This window comes from Xanthomonas axonopodis pv. maculifoliigardeniae, from assembly GCF_041519315.1.
GTDB lineage: Bacteria > Pseudomonadota > Gammaproteobacteria > Xanthomonadales > Xanthomonadaceae > Xanthomonas > Xanthomonas euvesicatoria.
On sequence record NZ_CP167998.1, the window covers coordinates 4,403,585 to 4,427,583 of the forward strand.

21 protein-coding genes and 1 tRNA gene are annotated in these 23,999 nt (G+C 66.0%); 4 read left to right on the forward strand and 18 right to left on the reverse strand.

What is annotated here, in order from left to right:
- Positions 1-76 precede the first annotated feature (76 nt).
- Positions 77-757 (forward strand): dTMP kinase, encoded by a 681-nt coding sequence (tmk, locus tag ACDH77_RS18820; RefSeq protein WP_011348915.1) that lies wholly within the window; start codon positions 77-79, stop codon positions 755-757.
- Between the two features lie 307 nt (positions 758-1,064).
- Here tmk and ACDH77_RS18825 read toward each other — a convergent pair.
- The 4 genes from ACDH77_RS18825 to birA all read right to left on the reverse strand — a co-directional run bounded on the left by ACDH77_RS18825 (position 1,065) and on the right by birA (position 3,835).
- Positions 1,065-1,140: transfer RNA gene (locus tag ACDH77_RS18825), tRNA-Thr, on the reverse strand.
- 32 nt (positions 1,141-1,172) lie between these two features.
- Positions 1,173-2,084: an SPOR domain-containing protein gene (locus ACDH77_RS18830; RefSeq protein ID WP_080721248.1), complete on the reverse strand. Its 912-nt coding sequence runs from the start codon at positions 2,082-2,084 to the stop codon at positions 1,173-1,175.
- A gap of 9 nt (positions 2,085-2,093) precedes the next feature.
- Positions 2,094-2,822, reverse strand: coding sequence for a type III pantothenate kinase (locus tag ACDH77_RS18835; protein WP_014091334.1), 729 nt, complete (start codon positions 2,820-2,822; stop codon positions 2,094-2,096).
- Positions 2,819-3,835 (reverse strand): bifunctional biotin--[acetyl-CoA-carboxylase] ligase/biotin operon repressor BirA, encoded by a 1,017-nt coding sequence (birA, locus tag ACDH77_RS18840; RefSeq protein WP_031424681.1) that lies wholly within the window; start codon positions 3,833-3,835, stop codon positions 2,819-2,821. The genes ACDH77_RS18835 and birA overlap by 4 nt, the downstream gene beginning before the upstream one ends.
- A gap of 304 nt (positions 3,836-4,139) precedes the next feature.
- Here birA and ACDH77_RS18845 point away from each other — a divergent pair, with 304 nt between their 5' ends.
- On the forward strand, positions 4,140-4,454 hold the full coding sequence (locus tag ACDH77_RS18845; protein WP_008576447.1) for a hypothetical protein: 315 nt from the start codon (positions 4,140-4,142) through the stop codon (positions 4,452-4,454).
- An 8-nt stretch (positions 4,455-4,462) separates the two neighbouring features.
- Positions 4,463-5,218, forward strand: coding sequence for a zinc-dependent peptidase (locus ACDH77_RS18850; protein ID WP_029820641.1), 756 nt, complete (start codon positions 4,463-4,465; stop codon positions 5,216-5,218).
- Between the two features lie 137 nt (positions 5,219-5,355).
- On the opposite strand, the gene ACDH77_RS18855 is transcribed toward ACDH77_RS18850, so the two are convergent.
- The 13 genes from ACDH77_RS18855 to aroE form a co-directional block, all read right to left on the reverse strand.
- Positions 5,356-6,540, reverse strand: coding sequence for a DUF1501 domain-containing protein (locus tag ACDH77_RS18855; protein WP_029820642.1), 1,185 nt, complete (start codon positions 6,538-6,540; stop codon positions 5,356-5,358).
- A gap of 119 nt (positions 6,541-6,659) precedes the next feature.
- Positions 6,660-8,249 carry a DUF1800 domain-containing protein gene (locus tag ACDH77_RS18860; protein ID WP_031424687.1) on the reverse strand — a complete coding sequence of 530 codons (1,590 nt, stop codon included), beginning with the start codon at positions 8,247-8,249 and terminating at the stop codon, positions 6,660-6,662.
- 118 nt (positions 8,250-8,367) lie between these two features.
- Positions 8,368-9,738 carry an ATP-binding protein gene (locus tag ACDH77_RS18865; protein ID WP_031424689.1) on the reverse strand — a complete coding sequence of 457 codons (1,371 nt, stop codon included), beginning with the start codon at positions 9,736-9,738 and terminating at the stop codon, positions 8,368-8,370.
- A gap of 74 nt (positions 9,739-9,812) precedes the next feature.
- Entirely contained in the window at positions 9,813-10,496 is a 684-nt protein-coding gene (locus tag ACDH77_RS18870; protein WP_002808458.1) for a response regulator transcription factor, read from the reverse strand.
- 71 nt (positions 10,497-10,567) lie between these two features.
- Complete coding sequence (locus ACDH77_RS18875; RefSeq protein WP_031424692.1) at positions 10,568-10,933, reverse strand: hypothetical protein; 366 nt, start codon at positions 10,931-10,933, stop codon at positions 10,568-10,570.
- Between the two features lie 274 nt (positions 10,934-11,207).
- On the reverse strand, positions 11,208-12,212 hold the full coding sequence (gene dusA / locus ACDH77_RS18880; protein WP_031424694.1) for a tRNA dihydrouridine(20/20a) synthase DusA: 1,005 nt from the start codon (positions 12,210-12,212) through the stop codon (positions 11,208-11,210).
- A gap of 460 nt (positions 12,213-12,672) precedes the next feature.
- Positions 12,673-12,897 carry a hypothetical protein gene (locus tag ACDH77_RS18885; protein WP_008576462.1) on the reverse strand — a complete coding sequence of 75 codons (225 nt, stop codon included), beginning with the start codon at positions 12,895-12,897 and terminating at the stop codon, positions 12,673-12,675.
- Positions 12,898-13,459: 562 nt separating this feature from the next.
- Positions 13,460-14,053 (reverse strand): ankyrin repeat domain-containing protein, encoded by a 594-nt coding sequence (locus ACDH77_RS18890; RefSeq protein WP_008576463.1) that lies wholly within the window; start codon positions 14,051-14,053, stop codon positions 13,460-13,462.
- A 58-nt stretch (positions 14,054-14,111) separates the two neighbouring features.
- Positions 14,112-15,617: a catalase KatB gene (gene katB / locus ACDH77_RS18895; RefSeq protein WP_029820646.1), complete on the reverse strand. Its 1,506-nt coding sequence runs from the start codon at positions 15,615-15,617 to the stop codon at positions 14,112-14,114.
- Positions 15,618-16,174: 557 nt separating this feature from the next.
- Positions 16,175-18,310: an ATP-dependent DNA helicase DinG gene (gene dinG / locus ACDH77_RS18900; RefSeq protein WP_057681239.1), complete on the reverse strand. Its 2,136-nt coding sequence runs from the start codon at positions 18,308-18,310 to the stop codon at positions 16,175-16,177.
- A gap of 267 nt (positions 18,311-18,577) precedes the next feature.
- On the reverse strand, positions 18,578-18,814 hold the full coding sequence (locus ACDH77_RS18905; RefSeq protein WP_008576468.1) for a hypothetical protein: 237 nt from the start codon (positions 18,812-18,814) through the stop codon (positions 18,578-18,580).
- Positions 18,811-19,185 (reverse strand): hypothetical protein, encoded by a 375-nt coding sequence (locus ACDH77_RS18910; RefSeq protein WP_014091345.1) that lies wholly within the window; start codon positions 19,183-19,185, stop codon positions 18,811-18,813. The genes ACDH77_RS18905 and ACDH77_RS18910 overlap by 4 nt, the downstream gene beginning before the upstream one ends.
- Positions 19,175-20,026 (reverse strand): shikimate dehydrogenase, encoded by an 852-nt coding sequence (gene aroE / locus ACDH77_RS18915; protein ID WP_008576472.1) that lies wholly within the window; start codon positions 20,024-20,026, stop codon positions 19,175-19,177. The genes ACDH77_RS18910 and aroE overlap by 11 nt, the downstream gene beginning before the upstream one ends.
- 64 nt (positions 20,027-20,090) lie before the next feature.
- On the opposite strand from aroE, the gene ACDH77_RS18920 reads away from it, so the two are divergent.
- Positions 20,091-20,972, forward strand: coding sequence for a TolB-like protein (locus ACDH77_RS18920; RefSeq protein WP_218488899.1), 882 nt, complete (start codon positions 20,091-20,093; stop codon positions 20,970-20,972).
- A gap of 464 nt (positions 20,973-21,436) precedes the next feature.
- Here the strand turns inward: ACDH77_RS18920 and ACDH77_RS18925 are convergent, their stop codons facing one another.
- Positions 21,437-23,971 (reverse strand): PepSY domain-containing protein, encoded by a 2,535-nt coding sequence (locus ACDH77_RS18925; RefSeq protein WP_372353918.1) that lies wholly within the window; start codon positions 23,969-23,971, stop codon positions 21,437-21,439.
- Positions 23,972-23,999: the final 28 nt, after the last annotated feature.

The window sequence follows — 23,999 nt, forward strand, 5'->3', positions numbered from 1 at the left end:
GTGTCGCGCAGACTGCACGCTCTTCATCGCCCTGCTGCCGGTTAGGTTCATCGCCACGATCAGCTAAAGTAGCGCGATGACAATCGAACTGAAGCCCGGCGGCTTGCTGATCGCCATCGAAGGCATCGACGGCGCCGGCAAGACCACGCTCGCCCGCCGCCTGGCCACCACCCTGGACGCGGCCGGCGCGCGTGTCGTGCTGAGCAAGGAGCCCACCAACGGCCCATGGGGCACCCAGTTGCGCCAGTCCGCCGCCACCGGCCGCCTGAGTGCGGAGGAAGAAGCCGAGCTGCTCATCCGCGACCGCCACGAACACGTGGACACCTTGATCGCGCCCGCGCTGGCACGCGGCGACATCGTCATCCTGGACCGCTACTTTCCCTCGATGGTGGCCTACCAGGGCGCGGCCGGTCTGCCGCTGGACGAACTCCTGGAGCGCAACGCCTTCGCGCCGCGCCCGGACGTACTGCTGCTGCTCGACCTGCCCCCACCCACCGGCCTGGCCCGGATCCGCGCCCGTGGCGATGCGCCCAACCACTTCGAAACCCAGGACAACCTGGAACGCTGCCGCACGATTTTTGCCGCGCTGGACTTGCCCGGCAAACACGTGGTGGACGCCAGCGCCGATGCCGACAGCGTGCTGCGTCAGGCCCACGCCATCATCGTGGCCGCATTGGCCGACCGACTGAGCGGCGATGCACACACAGACACCGGCAAGGCCGCGCTGGAACTGCTCTCGGGCGGCCGCCCGGCCTGAGTGCTGCACCTCGCATGGCGCGATCAACATCGCGCGATGCGCGTGCCATGGTGCACGCCACTTGAAGCGGCGACCGAACGGGGCGAGCAGCCTTCAAAGTGAGCGTGGATAGCACGCTCAAAAACCGGAGCGCGACGCACCCTCCGGCTTACAAAACGCTGGGCACGCTAACGTACGTTGGGACAGATGGCGGCAGGCAACGCGCCATCGTGCCTGGTAACCGGTTGATGCAAAGATCCCACACCGCATCGCGTGCTCCAACAGCAGCAACGTCGAGCGTGATTGCCACGCTTGCGTGGATCGAGGATGGTGCCGACACCCGGATTCGAACTGGGGACCTACCGCTTACAAGGCGGTTGCTCTACCAACTGAGCTATGCCGGCGAAGGCAGGCGCGTTGCGCGCCGGTGCGCATTCTAGCGCAGCGCGGCGCAATCTAGCGAACGCTGACGGGCGGCACCGGCAGCCCCTTGCAGGGCGTTGGTGGCCGCACTGGTGCGGACATCGATCCACCACCGCGATTGCCCGTTGCCGCTGGGCACCAGTTGCGCCGGGAATCCTGCGCCGACCAGGCTGGCCTGACGCCGCTCGGCGCGCTCGCGGCTCTGGTACTGGCCCAGCGCCACGGTGTTGTCCTCGCCCTGCGCGATCACGTAGTAGTCGCCCATCCCGGCCGCGGCAATGCGCTTGACCAGGGCCTGCGCGGCCGCGCGATCGCCCACGTTGGGCAACATCACCCGAAACGTGCTGATGCCGGCGTCCTTGTCCTCGCGCACGTTGGCGCGGCTGGCCTGCCCACGCACGCGTGCCAGCGCCGCATCGGCATCGGCGCGTGCCGCAAAAGGTCCCAGGCTGGCGCAGCGCTCCGCGGCAGGCGGGGATGGGGCGGGCGATGGTTGTGCCGCCGTCGCGGCGACGGCATTGGTCGGTTTCATCGCAGCGTTCGCCGCTGCCGACGCTTCCGCTGTGCCGCGCGGCGCTTGCGCTGCGGCAGTGGTGGCCGGTGGCGGCGCTGCAGACGTTGGCGCGGCGGGACCGGCAACTGCCGGCGTGGTCGGCGTGGGTACCGATGCAGGCCCGGATGCTGTCGATGGCGATGGCGCCGGTGCTGTCGACGCACTCTCTGCCGCAGACCCCGATCCCGTACGCGCTGCAGCAGGCAGCCCAGGCCCGCCAGCACCGGTCACTGTCGGCAGCAATTCCAGCCGCGCCACACCGGTCGGCTGCAGCGGCGCCGGCGGTGGTGCCGGTGGCGGCTGCAAGGCCCACCACAACGCCACCCCGGCATTGAGGACGATCAAAACGACGATGAGCGCGCGGACATACATGCGCCGATTCTACGGGGACGCCGCAGCGGTCGCCCACGTCGCCAGACCGTCCAGCACCAGGGCCGCGCGGAACGAGGCATCGGGCAGCAGCGGCAGCAACGGCGGCGCGCCACCGCCATGCACCAGCAGCCGCACCGGAACGCCCAGGCTGCGTTGGGCGTGCTGAAGGCTGCGCTCGATCAGCGCCACCGCCGCGCCATCGCAGCCGGAGGTCAAGGCATCGTCGGTGTCGACGGCCAGCTCGACATAATCGCCGCCGCTGGCCGGCAGTTGCACCGCGCGCGCATGCAGCGCTTCGCGCATGGTGGTCGGCGAGGCGGCGATGCGGCCGCCGCGGTGCAGGCCGTCGGCGCCGAGCACGTCGATGGTCAGTGCGGTGCCCACGCCGGCCACCAGCACCGGGGCATCGCCCCGCGCACCCAGCAACGCCAGAAAGCGGTCCACGCCGAAGCGGCTCGGGTCGGCATAAGCAATCCGGACGCCGGCGCATTCGGCGGTGGTCCGCACGATGCGCACCTGCGTAAAGCGCTCCTGCAGGCAGGCGATCATGCGTTGCGTCAATGCCGGCGCGGCCACGCTGGCAACATACGCAATACGCCCGGACGGCAGCGCCGCCAGCGCCGCCGCGTCCATCGCCTCGGCGCCATGCGCCCACGCCTGCACCTGGCCGGCACGGTTGCCGTGCAGTGGCGCGTACTTGAAGCGCGAATTTCCCAGGTCGAACAACCACTCGCTCATGCAGGTCTCACGCTCACTTCTCCGGAGTGGAACAGGCGCACTGTCTCGCCCAGTTGCACCCGCAACGCGCCGTCGGCCGCCAGGCCGAGCGCGACGCCACGATGGTGGGTGCCGGCTTCCTCGACTTGCACCGTACGCCCGTGCAAGACATCCAGGTCTGCATAACGCCCCAGGAACGGCGCCAGCCCCTGCGCCTCGAACAGGTCCAGTGCCGGCAGCAACCCGGACAGCACCGCTGCCGTCACCTGGTCGCGCGACACCGGGCCGCCGGCCAGGGTATCCAGGTCGATCCAGGGCTGGTCGATGCTGGCCGCTGCGGTCGCCGGCATGTGCACGTTCAAGCCCAGCCCGATCACTGCACGCGCGTTGCCGGCCATCTCGCCGCCGCCTTCGATCAACAGGCCGCCCAGCTTGCGCTGCCGCGCCAGCAGATCGTTGGGCCACTTCAGCCCGACATCGGCAAACCCGCAACCACGCAAGGCTTCGGCCACTGCGACCCCCACGGCCAAGCTCAGGCCTGCGAGTTGGCCCAGCCCGCCATTGAAACGGCGCGACGCCGACAGATAAATATGCGCGCCCAGCGGCGAGGTCCATTGACGCCCGCGCCGGCCACGGCCGCCGGTCTGACGCTCGGCCAGCAGCACCGCCACGCCCTGTTCGGGCGCCGGCTGCGCCAGCAAGGTGGTGTTGGTGGATTCCAGCGTCCAGGCCACATCCAGCGCCGCCAGCCCAGCTGCCGCACCGGGGGCCATGCCGGCGCGAATACGCGCCGCGTCCAGCAGATCCAAGGGCGTGGCCAGGCGATAGCCGTCACCGGCCCGTCCTTCGATGTCGACGCCGGCCGCACGCAGATTCTGGATGCGCTTCCACACCGCCGCGCGGGTCAGCCCGGCATCGCGCGCCAACGCATCGCCGGACAACCGGCCACCGGCGAGTTTGGCCAGCAACGCACGGTCATCCACGGCTGCGGCGGGCGATGCGGCGTGAGGTGGCAACGGCGCGGGCTGCAGCACCCGGGAGGAATGCCTGCGCGACGCGGCCGGCGCGCCGCCGAGGCAACGCGCGTGATGCAACATCGACAACCCAGACCAGGCGTGCGGTGGGCTCGGTGACCGACCGCACCGGGCATGCGCCCTGCGGCTGACCGGCGCGCGCGCCCGACCAATCTCCCGCAGCGCCGGCGCCGCACTGCCGGCCGCCGGCGCCTTTCATCTCACAGTGCATTGCGCGCAAAGTCCCCGAATCCATCCGCCAAAGTATGCGCCAAGCCCTCCCGGGCGCCCAGCGCGGCTTGCGTGAGGGAGTGAAAAGCGCGTTATGATCGGCGACTCACGCCGCTTGCCCTGGATGTGGACGATGCGCCGAATCACGGTTTGCCTGCTCCTGTTGTTGGCTCCGCTTGCCGCCCTGGCATCGGACCAGCTGATCGACGGCGATCATGACAGCTGCATCAGCACCAACTCGGCCGCGCGCGGCAGGACACCGGCGCCCGAAGCCGCACCGGCACGCAACAGCCCGCACAAGGCCACGCCGTCCACCGGCGGCGGCGGTGGCAGCGATGGCGATTCGTTGTTCCCGCGCATGCGCACGATGCCGCGCTGGCACAGTTTCCTGCCGGGCATGTTCCGCTGATCCAGTGGTTGATGCGCTGGCTGCGCCGGCCGCCTCCCGACATTGCTGATGCGCTGTGGCAGCGGCTGTGCGGCAGTTGCGCCTGGGTCGCCGCGCTCGATCCACTCCGCCAGCAACGCCTGCGCGCATTGACCGCGCAGTTCCTGCAGCAAAAGACCATTTCGCCTGTCGACGGGCTGCAGCTGCAACCGAACGATCAACTCGTGCTGGCCGCGACCTGCTGCCTGCCGCTGCTGGAAATCGGCGCCGCCGGTTGGCGCGGCTGGTCGCAGCTGATCGTGTACCCGGATGCGTTCCGCGTGCAGCGCACCCACATGGATGCGGCCGGGGTGATGCATGCCTGGGACGACACCCTGATCGGCGAAGCCTGGGAGCAAGGTCCGTTGATCGTCAGCTGGGCCGATGTGCAAGCCGACCTGGACGACCCGCAGGCAGGCTTCAACGTGATCGTGCATGAGATGGCGCACAAGCTCGATGCACTGGATGGCGCGCTCGACGGCACACCGCCCCTGCCGCGCGATGCGCAACGCGCCTGGGCGCGCGATTTCCAGCATGCCTACGATCTGTTTTGCCAACGCGTCGATGCGGGTCAAGACACCGAGATCGATCCGTATGCCGCCGAAGCCCCGGAGGAATTCTTCGCAGTGGTCAGCGAATATCATTTCTCCGCACCGCGCGTGCTTTTGCGCACGATGCCGCAGGTCGCCTTGCACCTGGAACGGTTTTACGGGCGCTCACCGTTTGCAGATTCAATGCAACGTTGATGTGCCGCGTCGCGGAGCGGCGTGCGGTATCGCACTTGGCAGGAGCAACCTGCAGCCGTCGCCCGAAGCAGACGCCGCGGGATCGACACAAGCCGGCTGTCGATACCACGCACGGTGCGATCGCTCGCCATGCACACTCACACCAATCCAAGATCGCGTGGCTTGGCACCTGGGAATACCCGTTCCAACTGCGCTGGCGACAGCCCCCACAGACGGCCGAGCATTCCGCCGAACAGGCTGCGGTAGTTGTTGAGCACCGGGTAATCGCGGTTTTGCAGCAGCTGCGCCTGTTCGACCGCCACCTGCTCGCCAGCGATGCGGCCGCCGCGCACGCCACCGCCCAGCACCCAGTACGTTGTGCCATGGCCATGATCGGTGCCCTTGCTGCCATTCTCGCGGAAGGTGCGGCCGAATTCGGAGATGACCACCACCACGGTATCGTTCCAGGCCGGGCCCAACGCATCGGCATAGGCAGCCAGCCCTTCGCCGAGATTGCGCAGGTTGTTGGCCAGGCCACCTTCCACACTGCCCTGGTTGGCATGCGTGTCCCAGCCACCGACATCGACGAACCCCAGGCGATAGCGCTCGCGCATCAAGGTCGCCATGCGCCGGGTTTCATCGGCAAACGTGCGTGCACTGGCGGCGCCACGACCGGCTTGCTCCATCTCTTCGCGCAACTGCGCGGTGACCTGCTGACGCAATGCAAGACCATCGCGCGCAGCGGCGGCCAGCGGCGTGCTGTCGTACATCTGCGACAGGATCTGCGCCTGCCGTGCATCCAGCCCGCCTTTGCCGATACTCCGCAACGACACGTTGGGTAAATCGCCACCGCCCTGGAACGTCAGCGGCAACGAATCGGTGAACGCGATGGCCGGCACGCCACTGAGCACGCCAGACAGGCGCGCCATGAACCCGGAGCGGTAATCGCGGTGCTTGCCGGCCTGGCCGGATTCGATATCGTCCTGGGTTTCGAAGTGGCTGCGCGATAGATCGTCGGTGCCGGCAAACGGCACGAAGGCCACTTGCTTGCGTTCCCACAGTGGCAGCAGCGTCTGGCCTACCACCGGGTTGAGACCCCACTGCGCATCCAGCGCCAGGGCACTGTTTGGATTGGCGGCATCTGGCCGCGCAATCGCCAGGCTCGGCCGCGACTGGTAATAAAAATCGCTGCCATGCGGCACCAGCAGATTATTGCTGTCGTAGCCGCCACGTAAAAACACCACCAGCATGCGTGCGCTATCGCGTGGCGCAGCGAACAGACGGCCGGCCCACGGCATGCTTGCAGCGGCGGCAGAGGCAAGCAGAAATTGACGTCGTTGCATGGTGTACTCCCGCGGCATTGAGCGCCTGGCATTCGTTGGATCGCTGGATCGGTTGTTGTTGCATCTGCGAACGTGACGCGTGGGCCTTGAATCGGCAGATCCGACTCGGCGCCATGGCCTTAGCGATAATTGAAGTCTGGCGACGACAGCAAGAACCCATTCCATTCGACAGGCGAGCGCGCCTGCTCCAGCGCCTGCCGTGTGGCGGCCGACAGTGATGGCGCCAACCAGCGGTACGAGGGGTGCGTATCGATCTGCACCGGCGCAGGAATCGGCGTCTGGTTGTCGCCCTCCAGACGAAACAACTGCTTCGGTGCGCCGCCGATCGAACGCGCCACCTCGAACCTGCGTGCCAGCTGCCCGGAACTGGTCCAGGCCTGCGACTGCAGCGACCAACCATCGGGCGTGATGCGACCAAACAACGGTTCACCCAGCTGCTGCACCCAACTGGCCATTGGCGCGGCGTTGATCACCGGTTGACCCTCGTACGCCACCCGCATCGCCGACACCACGAACCGGTTCGGGTCCTTGAACTTGCGCGGTTGCGCCTGCGCAAACTCCGGCGACGCCAGCATGGTCTGCATGACCTTGGCGATATCGCCATCGCTGTGCTGGAAGGTATTGGCCATGCGCGTCACCAGCGCCGCAGGCGGGGCGTCGCTGACGAAGTACTCGGCCAGACGCTGCGAAATGAAATGCGCACAGGCCGGCTGGCGCACCAACACCTGCACGGCGTGTTCGATCTCATCCAGCCCACCGCTGGCAATGCGCTGGCCAAGCAGTATCTTGTCGCCGGGTTGGTGACGCGCCGGATTGAATTCGAACAGACCCTTGCGCACGACCTGCGCCTGCCCTGGCGCTGCAGGCGGCAACGGCGGCGCGCCATTGGCCTTGATCGGCACCAGGCCCGCGCCGGTGAGGATCAGCGCCAGTTGCTGCACATCCTGCTGGCCGTAGCCGCCGTGCACGCCCAGCGTATGCAGTTCCATCAACTCGCGTGCGTAGTTTTCGTTGACCTTGCCCTTGGCGTTCTTGGCGTTGTCCAGGTATTCCAGCATCGCCGGGCTTTCCAGCGTGGCCATCACCAGGTCGGCGAACTTGCCGGTGGCATTGGGGCGGATCGCGTTTTCCATGTAGTCGGCCGCCATCCACTTCACCCGGGCCTTGTCGGCATACACGCTGAAATGATTGAGCCAGAACCACACCAGTTGCTCGCGCAGTTGATCCGGCGCGTACACCGCGCGCAACAGTTGCGCCTGCCGCGCCTGCACCAGCATCTGACCACCGCGCGCCTGCCATTCCTTGCGCAAGGCAACCTTCTCATCGCCATCGGGCATGGATTGCAGGCGGACCTTGTCGGCTTCGTACTGGGTCAGTAACGCCACCAGCGGGGTATGCAATGCGTCGAAGCGCTGCAGCTGCGCGCCTACCGGCGCGGGCAACGCAGCGTCGTCGCTGGGCTGCAACAACAACGCACCATAGCGCTTGGGGCCCAGCCGTGTCAGCTGCGTCGCGCTGCTGGCATCAACCCCATAGGTGGCCCGCTGCAGCCAGCGCATCTGCGATGGGGTCAGCGGCGTTTCGGCAGCCGTGCAGGTGAGCGCGTACAGGCTGCCGATCAACAGCGGCAGCACACGCCATCCTCGCGTGCGCCGCACGTGCGCGACGCGCGCATCCACGCCTACGGCCTGGCCAACTTGCTCGAACATGCAGCCCCTCCATCGCAACGGCTTGCCCGCCCAGTATGGGTAAGCCAACGCGTGAGGCGTTAAACGGTTGTCGGAACGCCAGCGCACATTGGCCACGGGTTCATCGGCCCTGCGGCGGTCACAATCCAGGCGGCAGGGTCACATCGAAGCGGGCACCGCCCAGTTCCTGCGAGCGCACCACCTGCAGCTCGCCGCGATAGCCCTTGATCAGGTCCTGCACGATCGACATGCCGATGCCATGCCCTTGCACACGCTCGTCGCCACGCACACCGCGCTGCAGAATCTTGGCCACGTCTTCCGGCGCGATGCCGGGGCCGTCGTCTTCCACCGACAGAATCAGCCCGGCACGACGGCTACCGGTGGTGGGTCCCGGTTTTGCGGTCAGCAGCACCCGGCTGCGCGCCCACTTGAAGCCGTTTTCCAGCAAATTTCCAAGCAGTTCCTGCAAATCGCCCGGCTCGCCGTGAAAGCGTGCTTCGGGCGAAATATCGAATTCGCACAACACGCCTTTGACCGCATACACCTTCTCGAGGCCACGCACGATTTCTTCGGCGGTCGGTTCGATGGGCAATGGTGCCGCGAACAATTTGTGCCCGCTGGACGCCGCACGCGCCAGCTGGTACGACACCAGGTCGTTCATGCGGCGCAGCTGCACATCCATCTCTTCGTGCAGGTCGCGCTCGGACGCACCGCTATCGAGTTGTGTGCGCAAGACGGCGATGGGCGTCTTGAGGCTATGCGCAAGATCGGCCAGCGTGTTGCGCTGACGTTCCAGGTTGTCGCGTTCGCTTTCGATGAAGGCATTGATGCTGTCGGTCAGCGGCTCCAGTTCGCGTGGATGCTGCTCGCTCATGCGCTGGATCTCGCCGCGCTGCACCTTGGTCAACTCGTTGATGACCCGCCGCAGCGGACGCAGGCTCCATTGCAGAATGAAGGCTTGCAATACCAGCAACACCACACCGGCGCTGCCAAGGTAGAACCACACTGCACCACGGAACACGCGCAGCTGCGCACCCATCGAGCGCGCGTCCTCCATCACGTAGATGGTGTACGGAATCTCGCCGCCGTGCTCGCGTTCGACATAGCTCACGCCCAGCCCGTAGCGATACAGCTGGCCCAGGCTGCCGTCGATCTGGGTCATTTCCAGCGGGCCGATGAATTCTTCCTGGCGCGGCTCGAGCATGCGGCCGTGCGGAATGTTCGGGCCTTCGGCCGACATCGAGGTCCAGCTTTCGTCCGGGCGTACAACTTCAACATAGAGCCCGCCGCCAGGCACATCGAAGCGCGGGTCGGGCGGTTGCCCGCCGATGTACAGCGACCCGTCGCGTACGAAATCGATATTGGCCGCATACGCGGAGGCGTAGTTCTTCAGCCGCTCACGCAGGTTCTTCTCGGCGGTGTCGGCAAACGCCACGTCCAGCGCGTAACCCGCCAGCGCCAGGAAGGCCACCAGGCTGAGGCTGGCGGCCAGCAGCTGGCGGGCCTGCAATGAGCGCGGCCGCCAGCGTCTATACCACTTGGAGCGGCCCGGCACTTGGTCTTCCTGCTCGCTGACGCGCTGACTCAGCCTTCGGTACGCGGAATGGCGAAGCGATAACCACGGCCACGCACGGTTTCGATCGGCTTGAGTTCGCCATCGGGGTCGAGCTTCTTGCGCAGGCGACCGATGAATACTTCCAGCACGTTCGAATCACGGTCGAAGTCCTGCTGGTAGATGTGCTCGGTGAGATCGGCCTTGGAGACCAGTTCGCCGGCATGCATCATCAGGTACTCGAGCACCTTGTACTCGTAGCTGGTCAGATCGACGTTGGCGCCGTTGACGCTCACCGTCTGTGCCGCCAGGTCTAGCGCGACCGGGCCACATTCCAGCGTGGGCTTGCTCCAGCCAGCAGCACGCCGCAGCAGCGCGTTGACGCGCGCCAGCAACTCTTCGACATGGAACGGCTTGACCAGATAATCGTCGGCACCCTGCTTGAGGCCTTCGACCTTGTCCTGCCAGCTCGAGCGCGCGGTCAGGATCAGCACCGGAAACTTCTTGCCTTCATCGCGCAGGGCCTTGATCAGCTCCATCCCTGACATCTTGGGCAAGCCAAGATCGATGATGCCGACGTCGAATGGCACCTCGCGGCCCATGTAGAGACCTTCTTCGCCGTCCTGTGCAGCGTCGACCGCAAAGCCTTCGCGCTTCAGACGCGCCGCAAGGGTTTCGCGCAGCGGAGCTTCGTCTTCGACCAAAAGGATACGCATGCACTCTCCCTAGTTACGTTGTCGGCCAGCGGCCGGGGAATTTATAAGACTGAACGCAGAACTATCTACGTTCAGTGGTTATCGTCGCGTGGTGGCGCGTCGGGCGGCGGCAAGTTACGCGCAGGCGCAGCCTGCGTCTGCTCCGGCTCATACACGGTGTGCACGCGCCCATCTTTCATGTACTTGACCCGATTGAGATTGCCGCCATCGAACGGCACACGCTCGGCACCCAGGATCTGTCCACCGGTAGACCGCTGCACATGCCGAATGGTGTCCGACAGCGTGCGGCTATTGCCGCGTGCCGAGGGCGGCATCGCCTCGCGTCCGCTCTGCACCATCGGATAGCCCTGGCCCCAGGCCGACGGCGCGGCCATGGCAACCCAGAGGGCAACCAGAGCGACTTGGCGAGCGCGGCAGTGCAATTGGGTCACAAACAAATCCTAGCGGGTTGTTCAGAAACATTCAAAATTCGTGAAATCGACCACGCATACCTGAGGGTCGAGCATCGGAATCGAGCCAAATTCTTGATTTTTCGGGGTGAATCCGATCTGAACTTTTTAGCTTCACGTTAACGGCATTCAGTGAAATGAATGCCGATCAGAGTGGCCGACACGGCGAGCACGCGGTATTACGGACGCGCCTGCTGCGGCAGCCACCGAAACGCTCGGAGATCCAGGCAGCCCGTTCAGGAATGCAAGCGGTGGGCCAACGTCAGGCAACCACGCGCCAGGACCGGGTGTCGGTGCGCTCCAGGGCCTGCTCGACCAGTTCCCAACCGGCGCCCGGGCGATGGGCGCCCTCGCTCAGGACCTGCCGGAACGCCCTGCCTCCAGGCTGACCATGAAACAGACCGAGGACGTGCCGGGTCATGTGCTTCAAGGCCAGACCCTGTGCCAGTTGGGATTCCACGTACGGCTGATAGGCGCGCAGCAAGGACTCGCGCGATTGCTCGGGCCGCTGGTTCAAGGCTGCATCCAGACAATGCAGGACGTACGGGTCATGGTAGGCGGCGCGGCCGAGCATGACGCCGTCGGCGTGCTGCAGATGCGCCATGGCCGTGTCCACGGCCACGATGCCACCGTTGAGCACGACCGGCAGACCGGGCCGCTCCTGCTTGAGCCGGTAAGCCCAGTCGTACCGCAGCGGCGGCACTTCGCGGTTTTCCTTCGGCGACAAGCCCTTGAGCCAGGCGTTCCGGGCATGCACCACCACCATGGCCGCGCCGGCTGCGACCACCTGGTCGACAAAGCGGGCAAACAGCGTGTAGTCGTCATCGTCGTCCACGCCCAGGCGGCACTTGACGGTGATCGGCACGTGGGTGGCCGCGCACATGGCCGCGACGCACTCGGCCACCAGCGCCGGCTCGCGCATCAGGCAGGCGCCGAAACGCCCGGCCTGCACACGGTCGGAGGGGCAACCGCAGTTGAGATTGATCTCATCAAAGCCCCACTCCTGCACAATCGCCGCCGCCTGCGCGAGCAAGGCGGGATCGCTGCCGCCCAGCTGCAGCGCCAGCGGATGTTCCACCGCATCGAAGCCGATCAAGCGGGCGCGATCGCCGTGGATCACCGCGTTGGCGTGCACCATCTCGGTGTACAGGCGCGCGGACGGCGCCAACAGGCGGTGGAAGACCCGGCAATGGCGGTCGGTCCAATCCATCATCGGAGCGACGGACAGGCGCAGGGAGGCGGCGTAGCGATCGGCGGAAGCGGTCATCGACGAAGTGGCCGCAGCGAGCAGCCATTAGAATGCGAAGCAGGATCAACAGCTTACACGGGCGTCGATGAATCTGCGGCGGTGCGGAGTGGGCGGCTGGAGCGGCTGCTTTGGGACTTAGCTGCAGGATCGCCCACTCGTTGCGCCACGGGATCGCCCCCTATCAGCTGGCCGGCGACGAGCATGACGCGCGATTGCGAGTGGCGCTGGTGACGCGCTTGGGCGGCCAGCACCACGGGTGCGTTTTACTGTCGGCAACGGCAACAGCGCCGAAGATCGCGTTGACGCTGTTTTAGTTTCCCTCGCTCGCCAAGTGCGGGCGGTAACGGAGGCAGCGCTGCAGGATGCGCGGTGCCTGTCTGCGTTCGCCTCTGCGGCGAACGCCTTGCATCGTCAGTGACGAGCGGAGCTTTCCAGGTCCGGTGCCGCGGTGACCGCTGCGCCCGGACGAACCCGGAACTTACGGGTTACGGACACCGACACGCTCTTCGGCGCTCAGCGGCTTGCCCAGTGCATGGTAGGAGGCAACCAGCGTGATCAGGGCAGTGCCCATGACCGTGTAGAAGCTCCACGACTTGGCCAGCACATGCACCTGGCCGAACACCAGCGCAACCACGGCAGCGGCAGTGCACAGCACCATGGCCAGCAGCGACATCAGGAAAGGGATGGAGGGATCGAGCTTCATGGTCCGGGGGTTCCAAGGTGCGATGCGATAGCTGCAGCATCGGCGTTCCCGGCGCTTTCTTGAACTGTTTTCTGCGATTTTTTCCAGGCGATTTAAAGCAGGTCAGCAAGTACTCAGTTTTCTGTCAAAGCCTTGGCGCACAAGGGTTTGCGCGTCAGAAAAATCCTGACGCAATGGCGAAGATTTCACCGCCACTGTCAGAGATCCAGCGCGGCCGTGGCGGAAAACCGACGGCGCTGCCAGGCGCGGTTTGGGGGTACCAGACAGCGGTTCTGAGTGCTGCGATGGATGCGGCGATCCCGATCGACGCCGTCGACATGGCAGGTGCAGCAAGAGCTGGAGGATATGCAGCGACCGGGGGGCGCGGCGTGCACCCACAAGCGTGGCGTCTTCGCGAGAGCCGGGGCGTTGCGACAAGAGCGCGTGTGACTACAACCTGCTGCACGGCCGTTGGCCACGAGCAGCCGCCCGTTGCTTCTAGTGAGTGAAGCGCAACCACGGACGCATCGCGGCCGATGCGGCACGCTGTCAGGGGCGCGCCTGGCAGGCAAGACTGGCGCGCTCAGCGCGCCGGCACGGTGGCAAATTCGCCGCGTTGTAGCTTGGTCACATCGTTGCCCTGCCCGTCCTTGAGGCTGAGATCCGCGCCCTTGGCGGCGAGGTCCTTGAGCACGTCGGTGCGCTGGAACAACGCGGCATACATCGCAGCGGTCTGGCCGGCGTTGTTGCGCTGGTCCGGCGCGCAATCGGCCTGCATCAGGCGCTTGGCGATGCCCAGCTCGCCCTTGAAGATGGCGCCCATCAGTGCGGTGTTGCCGCGCTTGTCCTGCGCACAGGGATCGGCGCCGGCGCTCAGCAATTGCTCCACCGCCGGCCGCTGGCCGTGGTATGCGGCCAGGATCAGGGCCGTATAGCCCTTCTCGTCACGGGTATTGAGGTCGTAATGCGAACGGATGAATTCGGCCAGCATCTCCTGGCGGCCCTCACGCGCGGCGTCGAAGAAATACTCGCGCAGTTGCAGCTTGATCTGCTCAGGCGTGGCAGTGGCAGTGGCCGTTGCGCTGGCAGCAGATGCAGATGCAGATGCAGATGCAGGCGACGCAGCGTTGGCAATCGCAGACACGCTGCCAAGCATCAGAAACAACAGGGTGCGCATAGGGATCTCCCGAAGTAAAGACGACACCGCGGCGCAGGCCGCGATGTCGTCGGGCGGATCAGTCCTGCAGGCTGGAGGCCAGCTGCTTGACCCGCGCCAAATCGCCCTTGGCCACGCGGGTGACGCCAGTACCGTACTCGGGGTCGGCCTTATACAGGAACGACAGCATCAGGTGCTTGCTTTCGGTGTCGGTGGTGGCCAGCGACTCACCGAAGCTCTGCACCAGATCGGCACGGTCCTTCTTGCTGTAGGAGCGATACAACTCGCCGGCCTGCTTGAAGTTCTGCTCGCGGGTGATCTTGGCCTGCTGGGTGGTGCCCGACAGCGGCAGCTCGCTGTAGCGCGCAGCGGTGTCCTGCGGACGCGGCTCCAGGCGGCTCGGCTCGTAGTTCACCCCACTGGTGGTCTGGCCGATGTTGCCCTGGCCGTCCTGGTTGCCGTTGTTGACCGCTACACGTGGGCGATTGACCGGCAGGCTCAGCCCATTGGCACCGATGCGATACAGCTGGGTGTCGGCGTAGGAAAAGATACGGCCCTGCAATAGGCGGTCTTCCGAAGGTTCGATACCCGGCACCAGATTGGCCGGCGCCATGGCCACCTGCTCGGTTTCCTGGAAGAAATTATCGACGTTCTTGTTCAACACCATCTGGCCGACCTTCTGCTCCGGCACGTCGGGCCAGATCTTGGTGGCGTCAAGCGGGTCGAAATCGAACTTGGCCAGGTCTTCCGGCTTGAGCACCTGCACGTACAAATCCCATTTCGGGTAATCGCCCTTCTTGATCGCAGCGACCAGATCGTTGGTCAGGTGGCTGTAGTCCTTGGCCTGCACCGCGGCGACCTGCTTGGGATCGAGGTTCTTGATGCCCTGCAGCGTCTTCCAATGGAACTTGACGTAGTGCACTTCACCCTGCGCGTTGACCAGCTTGTAGGCGTGTACGCCATTGCCGTCCATGAAGCGATAGCCGGCCGGCGTGCCCTCGTTGGAGTACAGCAGGGTCAGCGTGCGCGTGGCTTCTGGTACGTGCGAGAAGAAATCGAAGCGACGCGAATCGTCATCCAGATTGGTGCGCGGGTCCGGCTTGAACGCGTGCACCATGTCGGGGAACTTGATCGCATCGCGAATGAAGAACGTTGGGAAGTTGTTGCCGACCAGATCCCAATTGCCTTCGCTGGTATAGAACTTGGTGGCAAAACCATGCGGGTCGCGCAGCGTCTCCGGCGAATGGTTGCCATGAACCACGGAAGAAAAGCGCACGAACACCGGAGTTTTTTCGCCGGCGCTGAAGACCTTGGCCTTGGTCAGGCTGGAGAGATCGGCAGTGGCGGTGAACTCGCCTTTGACGCCGGTGCCGCGCGCATGCACCACGCGCTCGGGAATGCGTTCGCGATCGAAACGCTGCAGCTTCTGGATCAGCTGCACGTCCTGCAGCAGCGTCGGGCCGGTGGCACCGGCTGTCTGTGAATTCTGGTTATCGCCGACCTTGGCGCCATTGTCGCGGGTCAGAACGGATTGGGCGAAGACCGGCGGAGCGATCAACGTCGGGGCTAGCAGGGCTAGCACCATGAGGTGTCCAGGGCGCATGGCGTCAGCTCGTTTGAGGAGGCTGAATCATCGCTAGCAGGCCGGAGCGTGAGAAGTCGTTAGTTATGATCGCTTCGATAGGGGAAGATGATGATGACTGCGTTGCGTGATATGCATCGCCAAACTCGCGAGCGGTACATAGCAAATAACCGCATTATCAAGCGCTACGTGCGTCATTGCGTTTTTTTGCGAGACCTGAGTTTCAATCGCGCGCAGCCAATGTTGCGCTGCAGGATCATGCGCAGTGTGGATGACGCGAGTGGCCCATTGCGCATCGCGCGATGCAGGACTGGGCCACGTCTGCAGCGCCGATTATGCAGAGCCGCGGCACGAGATCCTCCAACGCTGCAGCTACACCATTGCGCGTATGCCGATGCGGTACGACTGGCCATGCTCCCTGTGTAGCTGCACAGCGCGGCGCTGGCTTGCATCGCGCAACATCCGAACCGGCGCGATACATCCGTATCGGCTGCGCCATCACCGTCGCACGCGAGATTGCGCGATGCGATGATGATGGCACTAGCATCGCCAGGCGATCTTCAACGCCCAATCACCCGCTTGAACGGCGGCAAGGCATCGATGATGCGTTTACCGTAGCGACGGGTGAGCAGGCGCGAGTCGAGGATGATCACGCGGCCATGGTCGCTGGAGCTGCGGATCAGGCGGCCGGCGAATTGGGTGAGCGTGCGCAACGCATGCGGGATGGCGATCAGATTGAAGGCGTTGTGCCCGCGGCTTTCCAACCATTCGCTCAAAGTGGAGGTTTGCGGATCGGTGGGCACGGCGAACGGCACCTGGGTGATGACCACGGTGGTGCAGGCTTCACCGGGCAGGTCCAGGCCTTCGCCGAAGGAATTGAGGCCGAACAATACCGAGCCTTCGCCGGCACCGATGCGGCGCAAATGTTCGGTGATCAGTTGCGACTTGTTGCCTTCGCCCTGCACCAGCACGCGATTGCGCTGCGCCAACGGCATCAGGTCGGCCACCTTTTCCATCTTCCAGCGCGAAGTGAACAACACAATGCTGCCCTTGGCGTTCCAATCTAGTTCGCGCACCAGATACTTGGCCACTTCCTTGGGATGGCCTTCGCGGTCGTCGGGAGTGACCGGAAAATTGGGGACGATCAATTCGGCCTGGTTGGGCAGGTCGAACGGCGAGGCCAGCGATGCCATTTCGGCGTGATCGGGCAAGCCATTGTCGATGGCGAAGGATTGGAAATCGCCGCCACCGGTCAGCGTGGCCGAGGTCATCACCACCGAATCCACCTCGTTCCAGATCATCGTGCGCAGCACCTGCGCGGCCGACACCGGCGAGCAATGGCAGATCAGGTCGCCATCGCGCGAGAGGGTGATCCAGCGCGCCATCGGCGGCTGACCTTCCTTGTCTTCGCGGCGCCAGCCACTCCACAGATTGTGTTGCTGCTCGGCCATCTCCAGCGCCAGGCCGAGACTGCGCTGCAGACGTTCGCGCGCGGAATCGTCCTGTTTTCCCTTGGCAATGGCGCTGTGTGCGGCATGCACCCAGTTGAACAGTGCGCGGGTTTCTTCGCCAAGCTCTTCGATGGCCGGGCCCCACTGCGGCGGCAACTTGCCATTGGCCGCGCGCCACAGCGGATCGCGCTCGCCGGGCTCGGGCTTCCACACGCGTTCGACCTCGGCGTGGAAGGCCTTGAGCAGTTTGGACACGCGCGCAGCCACCTCGATGGCTTCGTTGGGCAGCAAGTTGCCCAGCTTGTCCTTGTCCACTGCGCGATAAGCGGCCGCGATGAGGAGCTGCAGGCGCCCGGTGCGCCTGGCCATCTCGTCCAGCGGCAGGTTCGCCGCGCCCTGGTCGATCGCCACGCCGGCGATGTGGTGGCCTTCGTCGAGTACCAGCAGCATGTCCGCTGGCGGGGCGATCAGCGGCTGGCCGTTTTCGGCATCGCCCAGCGACAGCGACGACAGCAGCAAGGCGTGGTTGGTGACCACGATCTGCGCCTCGCGTACATCGGTGCGCGCCTTGAGTACCGGACATTGCGCCGCGTAGCTGCAGCGGCGCCCCGCACAGCCGGAGGCCGGCGTGGTGATGCGCATGCGCAGCGGCACGGAGATCTGTTCCGGCGCATCGTCCAGATCGCCATTCCAGGTGCGGGCGGCGTAGGCCTTGGCCAACCGTTTGGCCAGATCCGCATCGACGGGGCTGAGCGGGCGGTCGTACAGCGCCTGCTCGTCTTCGAACATGGCGTTCTGACTGGTGTCGCCTTCCAGTTCGGCGGCATTGCGGGTGCACAGATAGCGGGTACGGCCCTTGGCCAGCGCCACGGTCGCTTCCAGTCCGGTGGCCTTGAGGAAGGCCGGGATGTCGCGTTCCACCAGCTGCGATTGCAGCGCCACGGTGCCGGTGCTGATGACCAGTTTTTTCTTGGTCGCCAGTGCGATCGGCACGCCGGCGGTGAGATAGCCCAGGCTCTTGCCCACGCCGGTGGGCGCCTCGGCGATGCCGATGCCGCCGGAGGTGGCCAGGGCACGGGAGACCAGGCCGATCATCTGGCTCTGTGCGCGCCGCGTGGCAAAGCCCGGCGTATTGGCCTGCAGCTTGGCGTAAGCGTCGCGGATGCTGGCCTTGATCGGGTCGGTCAGGCTGCGCTGGGTGGAAACGGGCGCCGACGGCGCGGCCGGTGGGGCAACTTCACTCATCGCGCTATTTTCGCACGGACCGGCGCAGTGACTGCGACCGGCGCGCCGCACGGCTGAACAGGTTGCCTGCTTGCGGCGGCCACCCGGCCACTCCCACGCCGGTACGACTGCTACGCGGCCGAGGGCATGGTTCGATTCTCCGATCGTGGCCTGCCAGCACCGGCCGCCTGCAGGCACTCGCCGCCGGCGCGACCCGGAAGGCGGCGCAGTGAATGCCGATGCACGAAACGCCGCTGTCTTTAACGCGTCGGCAGGATCGGTGCGCGCTCAGTTCCGCTGCCGGCGTGCCGGCCACGCATGGCGCGCCCACACCAGGCCGATGGCCGCCATGGCCACGCCCATCAACAGCATGCCGGCGCCGACGCCATTGGGCCCGAAACGTTCGTACAGCAGGCCGCCGCGATTGACCGCCGCCAGCGCCTGCGGATGCAGCAGCGTCCACACGCCCTGCCCGGCACAGACCAATCCAACGATCACCAGCAAGATGGCTTTGAGCGGGATCACGGGCGCGGACCAGTGCCAGCCGGCAAACGCTGCAGGCTGGCCGCCAGCGTCCACACCAGTACGCCGATGCCGACGGCCTGCATGGCCATCAGCACGAAGTGGGCGATGCCGACCACCACGCTGATCTGGCGCACGTTGCCTTGCTGCAGCAACACCATCGGAATCGCCTGGACGGCGACCTCGGCGAACAGGCAGCCCAGCAGCAGCCAGAGCGCGGCCAGCCCCGCGCGCCGCAGCGGGCTATGCGGTACGCGCCACAACAGAGCCAGCCCGAGCAGCACCGCAATCAGCATCGGCACGCGCGACAGCAGGCTGGTGACCAGGGTCAGCAGGATCGCGGTGGCATCGGCGCTGCCCACGTCAGTCGGCACTGACCAGCACGGTCTCGCGCGCGCGCAGCGCGGCATAGACCGGGTCGGTGTCCGGGCGCACGCCATGCCACAGCGCGAAGCTCTCGGCAGCCTGTTCCACCAGCATGCCCAGTCCATCGATGGCGTACCGGCATTGCGCCGCGCGCGCCCAGGCCAGAAACGCAATGGCGGTGTCGCCGTAATTCAGATCGACCGCGGCCGTCAGGCTGTTGACCAGACCCAGTGGCAATGCGAACGCACCGGCATCGCGGTCGCGACCGGCGGCAGTGGCATTGACGATCAGTTCGAAGTCGCCCAGCTCGCGCAGGTCTTCGATGTAACGCGAGGTCACCCGCGCCGGCTCGCCCAGCGCATCGCACAAGGCATCGGCGCGCTCGGGCGAGCGGTTCACCACCACCATTGCGGTGATGCCCGCCTCCAGCAGCGCCGGCGCCACACCGCGTGCAGCGCCACCGGCGCCCAGCAGCAGCACGCGGCGGCCACGCAGATCCAGGCCCTGGCGTTCGGTGAGATCGCGCACCAGGCCGGCGCCGTCGGTGTTGTCGCCCTGCCACTGGCCGTCGTTGCGCACCAACGTGTTCACCGCCCCGGCCAACCGCGCGCGATCGCTCAGGCTGCTGGCCAGCGCATAGGCGGCTTCCTTCAACGGCAGGGTGACGTTGGCGCCCTTGCCGCCCTCATCGGCGAAGCGTTGCAGCGCGGCGCTGAAATCCTCTAGCGGCGCGTCGATGGCGGTGTACTCCAGCGCAATGCCGGTCTGCTTCCCGAACTCGGTGTGGATGGCCGGCGACAGCGAATGGGCGACGGGGTGACCGAACACGGCATAACGGGATACGGGCATGAAACGCTCTCTGGTTGACTAGACTGTGCGCGACTTGGAGCCGCTCTTGAGGCAGGAACACCGCATGCACTATCGATGGACGCTGCTCACGCTGGCGGCAAGTTTACTCTGCGTCCCGTCTGCTTCGGGGCTTGCTGAATTCGGCATCGAGGGCATGGGCGTGGTCTCCACGCCGGCCAACGAGGCGCGCGCCACGCTCAGCCCGGACGGGCAGCGCATCGTTTGGGCCAGCGACCGGGCCGGTGGCACCGGCGGCTGGGATCTGTGGCAGGCGCAGCTGCGCGGCGGGCGTTGGCAGGACGCGCAGCCGCTGCCGATCAATACCGCGCAGGACGAGACCACCCCATTGTTCAGTGCCGACGGCCGCTGGCTGCTGTTCGCCTCCACCCGGCCCGGCGGCGCCGGCGGCAGCGACCTGTACCGTGCACCGGTGGATACGCAAGGCGCCGTGGGCCCGGTGCAATCGCTGGGCGCGGCGATCAACAGCGCCGGCAACGAGCGCGCACCGACGCTGTCGCTGGACGGCACACGCCTGCTGTTCGCCAGCGACGGTCATGGCGGTGCTGGCGGCATGGATCTGTTCGTCGCGCGCTGGGATGGGCAGGCGTTCACCACGCCGGTGGCCCCGGTCGACATCAATAGCGCAGCCGACGAGCTGGACGCAGCCTGGCTCGGCGACGGGCGCGCGTTGGTCTGGGCCCGGGGGAAGACCAATGGCCCCAGCCAGTTGCTGCTGGCCATCTGCAAGGACGGTCGTTTTGCCCAGGGCTTGCCGCTGCCACTGTCGTTCAACGGGCCGCAGGAGCGCACTTTTGGCGCGGTCGTGGATACCGCCAAGCCGGGCGAATTGCTGGTGACCGGCAGCGCCCGTGCGCCGCGCGCAGGGCAGTTGGACATCTACCGGATGAAGGCACCGGCAGCCGACGGCGATGCGAATTGTCGTTGAGGTGGATGGGTGCATCGGTCCGATCGAGACGATGTTGCCTGGGCATTCGCCGCAGAGCTGCTGATCACTTCCAATGCGGGGACAAGCAAACCGTGCGACGCGACGTGCTCATTCTTCGATAAACAGCCCGCGAACTGACTGGCGTGGTGCCTGCGCCGCTTGCGGGACCGTTGGCGGCATAGCTGCCGCCGTTGAACCACAGGAATGGGTTCATGGCGTGTCCCGCGCGCGACGAGGACAGCGCACGCTCGACCGGCGAGGCGTTGTTGATGGGTCCAACAGGTCGTCAGCCGACACAACGCTGCACCAATGCCATGCAAACGTAGAACGCTCGCCACTCGGAGTGGGCGCGTATCCGTCGTCCACGGTGGTCTGCGGCTCTCTACTCTGCGCACCCGCACAATGCTCACTCGCCAGGTTCTGCTAGCCGATGTAAGGCGGGGCTGGCGCCATCAGCGCCGCGCTCAATACACATCGCGTCGATAACGGCCGGCCGCGGTCAGCGATTCCAATCGCGTGTCGCCGAGCAGTTCTCGCAAGGTTGCATAGACCTCGCGCGCCATGCTGTCCAGACTGCCGCAGACGTAAATGACCGCGCCGCGGTCGATCCAGTGTCGCAGCGTGTCGCCGGCGTCGCGCAAGTGATGTTGCACATAGCGTTTTTGTGGTTGATCGCGCGAGAACACCCACTCCAGCTGCTGCAGATGCCCGCTCGCCTGCCAGGCCTGCAGCTCGTCGGCGAACAGGCGGTCGTGCGCCGCATGCCGTTCGCCGAACAACAACCAGTGCCCATGCACGCCGGCCAACTCGGCCTCGCGTAGCAGCGCGCGCAGGCCCGCAATGCCGGTGCCGTTACCGATCAAGACCATCGGCATTGTTTCGAGCCGATGAAACCCGGGATTGGTGCGCAACCGTGCGCGCACCGGCGTGCCGATCGCCGCATGGCAGATCAACCACCCCGAACCCAGACCGGGACTGCCATCGGCACGCGTCGTCAGCCGCACCACCACCATCGCGGTGCCGTCAGCCGGTACGCTGGCGAGCGAATAATCGCGTGTGGGCAGCCAGGCACATGCATCCAGCCAGGTCTGCGGATCAGGGCGATGGGCAAGCGGCGTTGCGGGCGGCTCGGGCAGGACGCGCTCGGCGGCAGCCTGCTGCAATGGCAGCAGCTGCGCATCCACGTGCACCAGTGCGTCCGGCGCCAGGCCCCATGCCGCCAGACAGGCGCGCACCTGTGCTTGGGCATGCGCAGGCTGCACTTCGAGGATGTCGCCGGCCTGCCACTGCGCATCTGCAGGCGGCTGCAGATCGACGCGCCAGATCGGCGCCCCCTCGCTGCCCGGATTCAGATGCATGCGCGAAGACAGGGTCCATTCGGTCAATTTGGGCCGTGCCAGCGGCGCCACGCGCATGGGTGCACCGGCGATCTGGCCCAGCTGCGTATGCCATTGCGCCAGCGCCTGCGGGTCGACGTTATCCAGTTCCACCGCAGGAAACAGCGCGCGTGCACCTTGCGCATCCAGCCACTGTTCGACACGCCGCGAGAACCCGCAGAACTGCGCATATTGGCGGTCTCCCAGCGCCAGCACCGCGTAGGTCAGGTGCGGCAATTCCAGGCGTTGCCGCAGCAGCCCACGCTCGAAACCGCGTGCCGCATCCGGTGGCTCGCCATCGCCAAACGTGCTGATCACAAACAGCGCATGCCCGGTGCGTTGTAGCGCCTGCGCATCCAGCTGCGCCAGCGAGCACACCTGCACCGGCAAGCCGGCGGCCTGCAGATGCCCGGCGGCCTGCCACGCCAGGCGCTCGGCAAAACCGCTCTGGCTGGCAAACGCAATCAACCACGGCGCCGCTTGCGAGGCCGGTGCTGCGTCTTGCAACACCTTGCGCGCAGCGCGCAGTTCGCGTTTTTTGCGGCGCCGATCCAGATACAGCATCCAGCCGGTGACGAAGAACACCGACATGCCCAGGCTGGCGAGCATCACCACGATGCGCCCGGGCAACCCGAAGAAACTGCCCGAATGCAGCGGGAACATGCTCGCCGCCAATTGCTGCCCGCGCGGCAGCAGCGCGTAGTCCAGGCGCTGCAGCAGTGCTCCGCTGTCCGGCGCGATATCAAGACTGTTGTAGGCGCGATCGTGAGCGGGATGGTCGGGCAAGAACCGCACATTCAACGGCTGCCCGGCGCGCGCGGGAATGCGCAGATCCAGGGCGGCGCTGCGCGTGGCGGGAATGCCATCGAGCGTGCGCTGCACGCGTGCAAGATCGACGGTGGCCGGGCGGTTATCGCCTTTGTCGCCGCGTATCGCAGGCAGGCCGCCAAGCAAGGCCATCATGCCATCGCGATACCAGGGGTAGGACCAGGTCAGCCCGGTCAGCGCGACCAGCAAATACACCAGCAAGCACCAGGTGCCGAACACCGCGTGCAGGCTCCACAAAAAACTGCGCCCCTGCCGCCGCCATTCCACCACCCACCAGGTGCGCGGGCTCCACCACCGTCGCGGCCAGCGCAGATACAGCCCAGATGCGCAGAAGAACAGCAAGATGAAGGCGCTCGCACCGGTGACCGCCTGCCCGCGTTTGCCGGCCGTCAGATTGCGGTGCAGGTCTTCGATGAAGGCAAACGCAGTACTCAGCCGCGGCGGCGCGACCCGCTCACCCGTATAGGGGTCGAAATACACCCGGCCCGCGCCCTTGCCGGAGAGGCGCGCGGCAGACGGGCGCGCACCAGTGGGATCGATCAACAGGCGCGTCACCGTCTGTTTCTGCCCGGCACCGGCTGGCGCCAGATCGAGCCGTTGCAGCAACACATCCACCGGCAAGGGCTGCTCGCCCGCCGCATGCCGTTGCGCCAGTTGCGCAATGGCCGGATTGGCCATGCGCACGATCTCGTTTTCGAACGACATCGCCGCGCCGGTCAACCCCATTACCGACAGCACCAGCCCGGCAGTGATGCCGAGCAGCCAATGCAGCTGGAACAGGAGCGTCTTGATCAAGACCTGGACACGAAACAGGACGGCCGCC

Excerpts from the sequence above, each read along its gene's own strand:
- tmk (WP_011348915.1), top strand. The coding sequence starts at position 77 with ATGACAATCGAACTGAAGCCCGGCGGCTTGCTGATCGCCATCGAAGGC.
- ACDH77_RS18830 (WP_080721248.1), bottom strand. The coding sequence starts at position 2,084 with ATGTATGTCCGCGCGCTCATCGTCGTTTTGATCGTCCTCAATGCCGGG.
- ACDH77_RS18835 (WP_014091334.1), bottom strand. The coding sequence starts at position 2,822 with ATGAGCGAGTGGTTGTTCGACCTGGGAAATTCGCGCTTCAAGTACGCG.
- ACDH77_RS18845 (WP_008576447.1), top strand. The coding sequence starts at position 4,140 with ATGATCGGCGACTCACGCCGCTTGCCCTGGATGTGGACGATGCGCCGA.
- ACDH77_RS18855 (WP_029820642.1), bottom strand. The coding sequence starts at position 6,540 with ATGCAACGACGTCAATTTCTGCTTGCCTCTGCCGCCGCTGCAAGCATG.
- ACDH77_RS18860 (WP_031424687.1), bottom strand. The coding sequence starts at position 8,249 with ATGTTCGAGCAAGTTGGCCAGGCCGTAGGCGTGGATGCGCGCGTCGCG.
- ACDH77_RS18870 (WP_002808458.1), bottom strand. The coding sequence starts at position 10,496 with ATGCGTATCCTTTTGGTCGAAGACGAAGCTCCGCTGCGCGAAACCCTT.
- dusA (WP_031424694.1), bottom strand. The coding sequence starts at position 12,212 with ATGACCGCTTCCGCCGATCGCTACGCCGCCTCCCTGCGCCTGTCCGTC.
- ACDH77_RS18885 (WP_008576462.1), bottom strand. The coding sequence starts at position 12,897 with ATGAAGCTCGATCCCTCCATCCCTTTCCTGATGTCGCTGCTGGCCATG.
- ACDH77_RS18890 (WP_008576463.1), bottom strand. The coding sequence starts at position 14,053 with ATGCGCACCCTGTTGTTTCTGATGCTTGGCAGCGTGTCTGCGATTGCC.
- katB (WP_029820646.1), bottom strand. The coding sequence starts at position 15,617 with ATGGTGCTAGCCCTGCTAGCCCCGACGTTGATCGCTCCGCCGGTCTTC.
- dinG (WP_057681239.1), bottom strand. The coding sequence starts at position 18,310 with ATGAGTGAAGTTGCCCCACCGGCCGCGCCGTCGGCGCCCGTTTCCACC.
- aroE (WP_008576472.1), bottom strand. The coding sequence starts at position 20,026 with ATGCCCGTATCCCGTTATGCCGTGTTCGGTCACCCCGTCGCCCATTCG.
- ACDH77_RS18920 (WP_218488899.1), top strand. The coding sequence starts at position 20,091 with ATGCACTATCGATGGACGCTGCTCACGCTGGCGGCAAGTTTACTCTGC.